Raw genomic sequence first — 11,570 nt, 5'->3', positions numbered from 1 at the left:
CACTTTTTTACAACGTCATTGCGTTGGCGGAACGCCTTCCCGCAGGGTACGAAACGAAGTGCAGTGAAGCAATCGCAAAATCTCTCACTACGAACAAATTTATGCGATTGCTACCCTACCCTTCGGGAACGACTTCGTCGAACGGGAAGGCTTCGCCTACGTCGTACCTCCTCTCTACGAGACGCTACGCGCTAAGCGAAGCTATGCCGTTGGCGCAGCCTCTCGTAGAGAAGGCTTTACGCAATGACAGTTATATTATCGTTGCAAAATAAAAACTGGGATGCACCCCCCTATATCTCTGAGCTTAAACCGATACGGAAAGTAAACCCAGGACTGTAAATACGATTAACACGCTCGTATTGTTCACCTAGTAAATTTTCTAAATAGACTATCAATCCTAAATTTCTAGTTAGAGGAATGCGACCACTCAAATCTAAATTTAAAAAGGATGGCGCAAAATCTGTAGACTTGTCACCAGCTTTTGCAAAGATAGATCTACGAGAGCCACTGTTGTAAGTAACATACAAGTTAGCCTGCCATCCTGAATTTTGGTAACCAATACCAGTTTGAAGTACAGAGTAAGGAATTAGACCCAACTGTAAGCCTTTTTCATCTCCTGTCTTGATTTGGGCATCTGTATAAGTATAGTTAACAAAAGTTGACCAACCCGCAGCAAATTTGAATTGTAATGCTGCCTCTAAACCATTAGTATCTACTAAGCCAATGTTTTGCCATTTTCCAGCTATTACTCCAAGGCGATTGTCTAAACTACTGCCGAAGTAAGTAAACTGTCCAGTTAAATTCTCTGAAAAATTGATATCCACTCCCGCAGTCCAAGAAGAGCCAGTTTCTGGTTTTAAATCAGGATTTGGTAGCCAACCATGAACTGTATCATAAACATATAACTGATCTAAACCTGGATTGTGCTGTCCCCCTGCCCAACTACCACGGACAGCAAAATTTGGTGCAAGAGCATAACGTAAACCTACACTAGGATTTAAATAGTTCCCAAACTGACTATCAAAGCTTTGCCTTAGCCCTAAATCTACCTGAAAACTATTAGTAACATTCCAAGTATTAACCGCAAATAATGCTGTATTTAATACAGTGCGATTTTCATTTTCATTATTAGCAACTTTGCTAGGGTCTGTACTCAAAACATTACCATTTAAGTCAGTATTTTTTAAATCTAACCCCCAACGCAATTGATTATTAGGGCTTAATTTCCATTCATGATCCACTCTAGCTGTCAGTTGTTGTGTATCTAAAACACCTGTACGGTAATATATGCTGCTAGGTCCATAAGTACTAAAGTAATCTTGGTTGTACCCAAATGTGGTTGTCAGGATTGAATTTTCTCCATTTCCTAGACGAGTTTTCCAAGATAAGCCAGCATTTAATCCATCATGGTCTAGCCGATCTTTTTGTAGCGGAAATCCGAAATAAGTTAAGCCCCGACGACTGCTTAATTTAGTAATATCTAAGCTGAGAGAATTCTTTTTATCTAAATCGACGCCAACAGTACCAAAGTAAGTACTTGTGGCCGTATCTGCATTTGAGAAAAACCCCTGTGCATCACGATTAGCGGCTCCTACAGGAACACGGTAACGGTTATCTGTAAAATACCTTTCAAAGCTAAAGTTATATTTTACAGAGCCAGTAGAACCACCATAACTAACTTGTTGATTATTTTGACTCAATGAGCCAAATTCCACACTGCTAGTTAATTTAGGCTGACCATAGCCTTCTTTGGTAATGATATTCACAACGCCCCCAAAGGCTGATGAACCATATAAGGTAGAAGCAGCACCGCTATATAGTTCTACTCGATCAATCGCCTCTACAGGAATACTATTTAAGTCAGTTCCACCATGATAAGTATTGATATTGGTATTAATTGGTCTGCCATTAATGAGAAATACAGATTGATTGATTGAAGCGCCTCGGTAGTATGTACCTGTGTGAATATCTGCACCATGCCCTGCATCATTAACGGCAAAACCAGGCAGTCTTTTGATAACATCGGCTACACTATGAGCACCTTCTTTTTTAATTTCTTCTTGCTCGATTACATAAGTTGGAGTGGATTGAGGTAGAGTATCTTTTTCTCCAATTGTTTCGATGGTAATATCCGCATCATCTTTAGAAGTGGGGTCTATTGTTTGCTGCTCTGTTGGCTGAATTTCCTGGCTAATTTTACCCGATATAGATTGTTGCGTTAATAGTTCAGCATTAGTGGAGGGTAGCTCAATATCACTTAGATCGGGAATATTGGAAATAGTTTTCTGGTTAATTTCAGTATCAGAAGCCAAGCCAGGACCTGCTACCAGTAAGTTTTGGAAAATCACTGGCATTAGCAAAATAAGACACTTATTCACGTTTCTCACACCAAGTAAAAACAGTCACAAAATACTATTTTTCCGGTTACTTCTTACAGATGTCAAAAGACAAGCTGTCGTAGTTCTACTATCTGAATAAGTAATTAATTATTATTTGTTGAACCAGCAGGTGTTTTGGAGGAAGGTAATGGTGTATTTGTTGCTGGTAACTCAGAAGGTTGTGAACGACGACGCAGAATTTCTTCTAATCGCTTCCGCCTTCTTTGCACTTTCTCGGAGTTACCTTCTTGGGAATCAGACGTTTGTGGACGGCGCAAGATGTCTTCCAACTGTCTGCGCCTTCTTTGTACTCCTTCAGACTTACTTTCCTGAGACTGACTCGGTGTATTAGACTCTGTTCGCTGTGGACGAAGAGGTGTAGTTTGCTGAGATGGATTGGTTGTATCAGATTCTATGCGTTTACGAGGTGTTGTTTGTGGGGAAGGTACAGACTCTCGCCTACGCCTGGTTGAGTTTTCGAGTGGAATATCTATAACAACTCCTTGTGTTGAGCGTTGTCTAGGTTTAGGAGTTTCTATCGGAGTTGGTACAGAAGCGCTAGTTTCTGGTTTTTTCTGCGCTGCTTCTGTTTCTCTTTTTCTTTGACGTTCTTGAAGTTCGCGGTGACGTTGCGATCCTTTCATCGCAAAGTTAACTGAAGCTCGTACGCCTTGTCTACCACCAGATGTCGGTTTTAATTTCCACTCTTGTGCTGCTCTTTGAGCTGCTTCATCCAATTCGCGATCGCCACTAGAACGAATTAACCGTACACGAGTGACATTGCCATTATCATCGGTATCAACAGCTATCTCTGGATTACCTTCTACACCTCGCCGTCTGGCTCTATCTGGATATTTGATGTCACATTTAAGGCAATCTGCACGATCTAATCGCGAGTTATTATCTGTTGGTGATTTTGGTGCTGTTGCGACTGTTGTATCCTCTTTTTTTGGTTGATTGCCGACGCCATTACCCGAACCATTGCCGATACCATTACCAGAACCGTTGCCGACACCATTACCAGAACCATTGCCGATACCATTGCCAGAGACCTTCGCTAGGCCATTACCAGAACTGTTACCAACACCAATGCCAGAACTGTTACTGGTAGTAGTACTAGTAGGTTGACTAGAGGTTAGCGATCGCTCTGTACCAGAAGATTGAGGATTGATGGCAGTAGGGGAGGTAGTCGATCCTGGAACAACAGGTTTTGAGGATTCTGTTGATGTTTGCTGTTGGGAAGGCTTTTTTAAACGTTCAACTAATTTCTTGATAGAGCGATTTTGTAGTACAGTCGGCTCAGGCAATACCGAGGTAGTTGTTGCAACTGATTTTGCTGGTTCCGTTGGTGATGTTGGCTGTTGTGGTGAGGTTTTGAAGGTATCAGCCAATTTCTGTATTGGAGAAGCAGTAGGTTGTATGCTCTTTGGTGGCAATTGCTGCGAAGTTTGCACTGCGGACTGTTTTCCTCCAGATATCAAAGAGGAATTTATTGCACCTGTGGTAGTTTGCTTTTGAGCAAAATTTCCCCCGCCACCACCGCTAATTGAGCTACCACCAGCATTTCCTTTTGTTTGCGATCGCCCTTTTTCTGGAAGTTTTGCTACTTCTTGATTCGGCACTTCAATGATCGCCACCTCAATGGGTTCATCTTTGACCTTAGGGAATCTCAGCCAAAAACCGTTAAGACCTAAGGCTAGTACGCCAATATGTAGCACTACTGAGCCAATTAAACTATAGACGAGAAAAGACCTAAGAGCCTCAGCTTCTTTTTCTCTCTGCGCCAGAGTGGTACTGGACAAGCTCATAGATTATTGCTAGCTGCTATCATTATTTCTTCATTAGAATACCGTACAATCAACCATAGTCAGTCAAAAATCTTAATTTTAATAAGTACAATTTTTTCAAATCCTAGTATTCATACTTGAAATTAGTAAAATTTCAGATATTTTACATTATTCTGTGATCCTTTTATTCTTGCTTAAATTAGATATTTCTAAATAGTGGGATAGAATCTACCGAAAAAGCTAAACCTTGGATAGTCCCATCCCTAACATCAGTAACATTTTGGTTGAATTAATTGCCTATGTTGACCTAACTCTTACTGAATTACCTTCAATCTTGGCAATATAAGTTTTGAGTGGTTTTTTAGCTGGGCCTTTTTGTACATTACCATCAACTGCAAATTCTGCGCGATGGCAAGGACAGATAAATTTCTGTGCTTCAGATTTCCATGCCACTGTGCATCCTCTATGAGTACAGGTTGGATCAACAGCAATTAAATTTTCACTCTGAGATGTACCAATTATCAAAACAGGGCCTACAGGTGAGTTTTCTGTAAGTAATTGACCAGTCTTATCTAATTCTGCTAAGTTACCGACTGTTTGCCAATCTTCAGATGTGGAATTTGTTGATGCTTTTGTTTGAGAAGAACAGGCTGCAATTACTACAGGTAGTGAACTAGCTAACCAACCCAAACCAACCCAATGGATAAAATCGCGACGTTTCATAGATACAGAAATAATTGTTAAGTTTTAGAGCTTCTCAACTGCACAGTTGAGCATTCTTATTTTTTTGGACTGGCGAGCCAGTTAACTTCACAGGTAGCTTGATACCGAGTCTAATACTGTAGACCCAAGTTATAAAGGTAATTAGGCACCAGTAAATTACTTACTTTATCAGTCCAAAGCATAAGTATATATTAAATCTTCTGTAACATCATTATCACGGTTAGCCGTGCTCAAACTTACGCTCGTCATAGTGATACAAAGACTTTGCAGTAAGCGTTGTTATTAGTTGAGGCATATATTATATTGATTCTGTCTAACTGACAACGATGAATCAAATTTAACTATAAAAATAAACTTAAATTTTCTATGCGATATTTACCAATGGTTAAGTATATACTCAAGCGCTGGGTAAAAGCACTAGTACTGTTAAGCGCTTTGCTGCTTGGATTCGCCTTAGCGGAGATGCTTTCAATGACCATCTCTCCGTCAACTTCTATATCTGTGGCTCAAACTTTACCGCCATGTTCTGCAATTCCCCGCCTACTGCAAGCCCCTAACCCCAAAGCTGCCGCACCTTTACCACCAAATCTTCCTGGTATATCTTCTCCACGTCCAGCCCCTCAAATAGACAGAGTAGGATTTCCAGAAAACTATCAGAATGAATTCAAATTGATATATGTTGTTGACCGACCGGACAACAAGCAGGTACGTGTTATCTGTGGTAACGATATTGCCGCCGCTGTCAAGCCCGGAAAGACTTTTCCCTACGGCAGTGTGTTTGTCATGGAAATCTACCATGCTAAACAAGACGCCAATGGTAACATTCTCAAAGATGAAAAAGGGCAATACATCCGAGAAGCCCTGACGGCAATTTTTGTCCACCGAAAGGAAAAGGGTTTTGGGGCTGATTATCTAGACGATCGCAGCGGCGAATGGGAGTACATTGGTTATCGACCAGATAAAACATACCTGCCAAATGCTGCACCAGGAAAGACAAATGCTTGTGCTTCTTGCCATTTAAGACAGGCGGGTAAGTCTGAAGATTATGTGTTCCGCAAAGAATAAGAACTCTATGCTTGATTGTAGGCGATCGCCCATGAATAGCGTCTTAGTGCCTTAGTATGAAAAAATCATGAACAACGCAGACACGAAGGCACTAAGAAACAAAACATTTATTGATTTTGCTGACTGTTGATTTCTTGGAGATCGAGAGCATAATTCAATCGCAGCACATTAATTCCTGGTTCACCAAAAATCCATAAAAATCTTCCATCAGTATATTTATTAATTAAAGGTAATATCTCGTCTTCTTTAATATTGCGAGCACGAGCAACTCTTTCCAACTGCTGTTTAGCTGCTTTTAAGGAAATATGAGGATCTAAGCCAGAGCCAGATGTATAAATTAAATCGGCTGTAGGTTGAATATTTTCGTCTCGGAATTGATTTGCCTGCTCGACAATTCTGTTAAGTAATTCTGGATTGCTAGGCGCAAGATTGCTAGCGCCAGAAATGCCAGTTGGCTTAGCTTTTTTTCCTTGACTATATCTCACTGTACTAGGACGGCCATGAAAGTATTTTTCTGATGTAAACACTTGACCAATTAAAGCAGAACCAATCGGTTTATCATCTATATTCAGCATGATGCTGCCATTAGCTTGCGATGGGAAAACAACTTGACCCACTACTAAAATAGCCAATGGATATATGATTGCTGTTAGTAACCAAAGTATAAGAGTTATACGAATTGACCTGATGATTTCTCGAATAATAGACATACAATTTATTCGTTCTCAGAATTGAATTGTCAATGATAAATAATTTTAAATTTTTAGAAACGTTCTGGTTGAAACACAACGACAAACAAGTAAATAACTAGTGCTATTGTCACAAACCCTAAAATGCCAATTGCCCAAGCAGAGCGACGTTCTAATATGCCATCAGAGGCAGCATAAACTACAGGAGCAATTGCCAAATTCAAGCACAGCACTATAAATATTGCCAGCGGCAATTGTTGTTTACGCCATTGTGACCAGACAAATGATATTGCCTGTACCAAATCCGAATCATTAAGTTTATGCTTCATTTTTTACTTTATTCTATGCATCCCTGGCAGTTGTTTAGAAATTTTCAACTTTTAGGTCAATCCTGCTGCTGTTATTAGCATATCTATCAATTTAATGGCGATAAACGGCGAAATTATCCCACCTAAACCATAAATAAAGATATTGCGTTGCAGCAGTTGATTAGCCGTCAGAGGTTTAAACTGTACACCTTTTAAAGCTAAAGGAATTAAAACTGGAATAATCAAAGCGTTGTAGATCAAAGCTGATAGCACAGCCGTATTAGTACTGGTCAATTTCATAATATTCAGACTTTGCAAATTAGCAGAGGCAAAGATTACCGGGATAATTGCAAAGTACTTAGCAATATCGTTAGCCAAGGAAAATGTCGTCAAGGCTCCACGAGTAATTAGCAATTGTTTACCAATACTGACAATATCAATTAGCTTTGTGGGATCGGAGTCCAAATCCACCATATTAGCGGCTTCTTTTGCTGCTTGAGTACCAGTATTCATGGCTACGCCAACATTAGCTTGTGCTAGAGCTGGAGCATCGTTAGTTCCGTCTCCTGTCATCGCCACCAGTTTGCCTTCTGATTGTTCGTGCTGAATCACAGAAATTTTATCTTCTGGTGTAGCTTCGGCTATGAATTCATCAACTCCAGCTTCTTTGGCAATCACAGAAGCAGTAATTCGATTGTCCCCAGTCAGCATAATGGTACGTACTCCCATTCGGCGTAACTGGTCAAACCGTTCGCGAATGCCAGGTTTGACAATATCTTTGAGATAGATGACTCCGTAGATTTCGCGATCTAAGCAAACCGCTAGGGGTGTACCTCCTTGTTGGGAAACTCTTTCGTAGGCGGCATTGAGTTCTGAAGTTTCTCGTCCGTTACGAGAACGTACAAACCCGATGATTGCTTCTACTGCTCCCTTGCGTACCTCACGCGCACCTGGCAGGTTTGTACCACTCATGCGGGTTTTAGCGGAAAATTCTACTCCTTGGGCGTGGTTGGGGTCAAAGTCTACCCTAGCGCCGAACCTTTCTGCTAGTCGGAGAATTGATTTGCCTTCAGGGGTATCATCAAAAACACTAGCTATCCAAGCTACATTAGCAATTTCCTCCATTGAGTGACCGTTGATGGGGATAAACTCTTCTGCCAAGCGGTTACCAAGGGTGATTGTACCTGTCTTATCTAAAACTAGAGTGTTAACATCTCCAGAAGCTTCAACTGCTCGTCCGGAAGTAGCAATAACATTAAATTGAGCCACTCTATCCATACCAGCGATCCCTATGGCACTCAGTAAACCACCAATTGTTGTAGGGATCAGCGCCACTAAGAGGGCAATCAAAATTGGGACGCTGACTGGACTTTTAACTGTGTAGGCAAATGCAGGCAAAGTTGCTACTACAAACAAAAATACTAAGCTGAGTACTGCCAATAACACTGTCAGGGCAATTTCATTCGGTGTTTTGCTGCGTTCTGCACCTTCTACTAAGGAAATCATTCGGTCAATAAACCCTTTGCCGGAATCGGCTGTGATGCGAACGATCAATTCATCGGAAATAATCCGCGTACCACCAGTTACAGAACTGGCAACATCCGAGCCTGATTCCTTAAGTACTGGTGCAGATTCCCCAGTAATCGCCGATTCATCTACTGAGGCTACACCCATAATCACTTCCCCATCGGCGGGAATAAAATCACCTGCCACCACGTAGACAGTATCACCCTGTTTGAGGCTGGTAGATCGAACTTCAGTAATTGAACCATCGGCGGCGAGTTTTTTGGCGATTGTCTCTGATTTTGTTGAGCGTAAAGCATCTGCTTGGGCTTTACCCCTTCCTTCAGCTACAGCTTCGGCAAAATTAGCAAACCAAACGGTGAAGAACAAAATTCCTGTTAACAAGCCATTGAACAGTTGCGGGTTCTGCTGCTCAACTGGGCCAAACAGGCTGGGATCAATCGTTACCGCCAAGGTAATGATCATGCTAATCCAAACCAAAAACATCACTGGGTTTTTGATTGCATGTTTGGGATTTAGCTTGACAAAAGCGTCCTTAATAGCTCTTAAATATATGCCTCTGGCACTGGTTTTCGCTTTTTTGCGTGGTTGGCGGCGATCGCCATGACGAGAACGTGAGGATTTAGGTTTGGAGGTAGTTGCAACTGGATTCATAGATTTGGTGAGTGAGTTGGGGGACGACGCGGAGATGGGGAGATGAGAGGCCACAAAGGAGCATTTTCTACCTTGTCTGCTCATTCTCCTCATCTTCTTCATTCTTCTAGCTGCCAGAGGCTAATTTAAAACCCTCTGCTATGGGTCCTAAAGCCAAAACAGGGAAAAAAGTTAGCACGCCCAAAATTAGAGTTACCCCAGCTGTGACACAAGTAAATAGTAGAGAATCAGTTCTCAGAGTACCTGGGGTTTCAGGCACTGTTTGTTTACGAGACATACTATCAGCTAGTAGCAGGATGGCAATAATCGGAATGTAGCGTCCTGCTAATAGAGGAAATAGGCAACTCAAATTCCACCATAAGGCTGTAGGTGCTGGTTGGGTATTGGCTATCCCTGCTAACCCAGAACCGTTGTTAGCAGCGGCTGAGGCATATTCATAAACCACTTGGGAAATGCCGTGAAAACCAGGGTTGGTAATTCCAGCTAAGGAAATTGGGTAGGCTAAGGCGATCGCACTGGGAATTAATATAGCTATTGGATGTACCAGTAATACTATACTGGCGAGAATAATTTCCCGTTTTTCTATTTTTCGTCCTAAAAACTCTGGGGTGCGCCCTACCATTAACCCAGTCAAAAATACGGTGAGAATTACGTAAATCAATAAGTAAGCTATCCCAGTCCCCTGACCTCCCCAGATAATCTGAAGAAATAAGTTGAATAAAGTCGAAAATATTCCTTGCGGCATTAAAGAATCGTGCATTCCGTTGACAGCACCAGACATGGTGGCAGTAGTCATGACTGCCCATAGTGCTGTTTGTGCCCAGCCAAATCGAACTTCTTTACCTTCTAAATTTGGATGTTCTATTCCCAAAGTGGCATTGATCAGGGGGTTACCTTGTAATTCAGCGGTTGCTGTTACTCCAACCAACACAACAAAAATTACAAATACCATCCAAAACAGCAGCCAAGCTTGTTTGATGTTATTAGCAAATACACCATAGGTGTAAATTAAGGCTGCGGGAATAGAAATCATGGCTATCATTTCTATTAAATTAGAAGCACCATTGGGATTTTCAAAGGGGTGAGCGGAGTTAACACCAAAAAATCCGCCACCATTCTCGCCCAACATTTTGATCATCTCAAAAGATGCTACTGGGCCTCTAGCTATATACTGCGTCCCTCCTTCTAAATTTTTCACTACTAGAGTTTGGGCTAATGTTTGCGGTACACCTAATATCAGTAAAGCGATCGCTCCAATCACCGATATGGGTAATAATACTCGCGTAATGGCACGAGTCAGATCGACATAAAAGTTCCCCAACTTCTTGCCTGTCAATCCGCGAATAAAGGCAATTCCTACTGCCAAGCCAGTGGCAGCTGAAGTGAACATCACAAACCCTAAAGCCGCTACCTGACTAAAATAGCTTAATGTAGTCTCGCCAGAGTAGTGTTGTTGGTCAGTATTTGTCACAAATGAAATAGTGGTGTGTAATAACGTATCCCAAGTGGGCGCACCTAAGCCATTAGGATTCCAAGGTAAAAACCTCTGAAAGAATATCAGCAAATACACTACAATGCCCATGACAAGGTTGCTGTACAGTATCGCTCTGGCATACTGCCAACCTGTCATATTATCGTTCCGCCTGACACCCGCTAGTACGTAGATGCCTCGTTCTATAGGATTCATTAAGGAGTCAAGTACTGTCCTTTCTCCTTGGAAGACACGTGCTATGTATCTTCCAAACACAGATGTAATTGCTATGACAATACATAGCGTTAACCCAATTTGTAAAAAGCCTTGTCCCATGTATTTCCTACTCAATTAAATTTTATTTCTAGATAGCTAATTATGACAATTAATACATCAACTGCCTAAGACTGTCTCATATAAACTTAATTTATTAATCTGGATTTAGTAACTTTATCTTTTACTATTTTCAGATGCTTTTTAAAGTTTCTATCAAGAATAGTTGAATTTTACTTTTTCTCATTTATGGCTCTCCAGACTACTATTTGTTTATACAATACATTTTCTGATGTTGCTACTTTCATATATTCATCTCTACAATGGCTCATGATACTTTTATTACATCAGCCCTAACTTGTAAAGTATAAGCTGACACAGTTTTGGCTACTTAACCCTCAGAGAAACTGAAGTTAGCAAAAAATTATATTGCATATTTAAAATTTTTGGCAAAAATAGTTACTGCTCTTTCCATCAATAATAAAATTCCAAATATAAATGTAAGCGAGTATTTCAAATGTTTGACTATAAAATATTAAATTGATTATCTAACTATCTATTTTTCACCTATAGCAATCTTCGCTAAGCTAATTGAAGCAATCGCCAGATACTGCAATGACTAAAATTTAGAAAAGCAACTTACGTAAGGATTCAGGTCTAATATTGTGGAAGCAAAGAAGGACAAGACAGACTATTAT

General features: G+C 40.8%; 9 protein-coding genes. 2 read left to right on the top strand and 7 right to left on the bottom strand.

Annotated elements, in window-relative coordinates; translation table 11 throughout:
• A partial coding sequence (locus tag BV375_RS37550; RefSeq protein WP_208099100.1) for a hypothetical protein occupies positions 1 to 195 on the top strand: 195 nt, incomplete at its 5' end.
• A gap of 95 nt (positions 196 to 290) precedes the next feature.
• On the opposite strand, the gene BV375_RS11100 is transcribed toward BV375_RS37550, so the two are convergent.
• The 3 genes from BV375_RS11100 to BV375_RS11090 form a co-directional block, all read right to left on the bottom strand.
• Positions 291 to 2,354 (bottom strand): TonB-dependent receptor, encoded by a 2,064-nt coding sequence (locus BV375_RS11100; protein WP_086760355.1) that lies wholly within the window; start codon positions 2,352 to 2,354, stop codon positions 291 to 293.
• Between the two features lie 128 nt (positions 2,355 to 2,482).
• Complete coding sequence (locus BV375_RS11095; RefSeq protein WP_086760353.1) at positions 2,483 to 4,186, bottom strand: energy transducer TonB; 1,704 nt, start codon at positions 4,184 to 4,186, stop codon at positions 2,483 to 2,485.
• A gap of 276 nt (positions 4,187 to 4,462) precedes the next feature.
• Positions 4,463 to 4,888, bottom strand: a complete 426-nt coding sequence (locus BV375_RS11090) for a ubiquinol-cytochrome c reductase iron-sulfur subunit (protein WP_086760351.1) — start codon at positions 4,886 to 4,888, stop codon at positions 4,463 to 4,465.
• Between the two features lie 471 nt (positions 4,889 to 5,359).
• On the opposite strand from BV375_RS11090, the gene BV375_RS11085 reads away from it, so the two are divergent.
• Positions 5,360 to 5,953, top strand: a complete 594-nt coding sequence (locus BV375_RS11085; RefSeq protein ID WP_208099099.1) for a cytochrome P460 family protein — start codon at positions 5,360 to 5,362, stop codon at positions 5,951 to 5,953.
• Between the two features lie 107 nt (positions 5,954 to 6,060).
• Here the strand turns inward: BV375_RS11085 and kdpC are convergent, their stop codons facing one another.
• From kdpC to kdpA, 4 genes are all read right to left on the bottom strand, one after another.
• Positions 6,061 to 6,663 (bottom strand): K(+)-transporting ATPase subunit C, encoded by a 603-nt coding sequence (gene kdpC / locus BV375_RS11080; protein WP_086760347.1) that lies wholly within the window; start codon positions 6,661 to 6,663, stop codon positions 6,061 to 6,063.
• A gap of 53 nt (positions 6,664 to 6,716) precedes the next feature.
• Positions 6,717 to 6,971: a K(+)-transporting ATPase subunit F gene (kdpF, locus tag BV375_RS11075; protein ID WP_086760345.1), complete on the bottom strand. Its 255-nt coding sequence runs from the start codon at positions 6,969 to 6,971 to the stop codon at positions 6,717 to 6,719.
• A gap of 51 nt (positions 6,972 to 7,022) precedes the next feature.
• Positions 7,023 to 9,128, bottom strand: a complete 2,106-nt coding sequence (gene kdpB / locus BV375_RS11070; protein ID WP_086760343.1) for a potassium-transporting ATPase subunit KdpB — start codon at positions 9,126 to 9,128, stop codon at positions 7,023 to 7,025.
• A 106-nt stretch (positions 9,129 to 9,234) separates the two neighbouring features.
• Positions 9,235 to 10,935: a potassium-transporting ATPase subunit KdpA gene (gene kdpA, locus BV375_RS11065; protein WP_086760341.1), complete on the bottom strand. Its 1,701-nt coding sequence runs from the start codon at positions 10,933 to 10,935 to the stop codon at positions 9,235 to 9,237.
• Positions 10,936 to 11,570: the final 635 nt, after the last annotated feature.

It is taken from the genome of Nostoc sp. 106C, assembly GCF_002154725.1.
Classification (GTDB): domain Bacteria; phylum Cyanobacteriota; class Cyanobacteriia; order Cyanobacteriales; family Nostocaceae; genus Aulosira.
The sequence above is the reverse complement of the archived record's forward strand: the minus strand, read 5'-3'. Positions and strand labels throughout refer to the sequence as shown.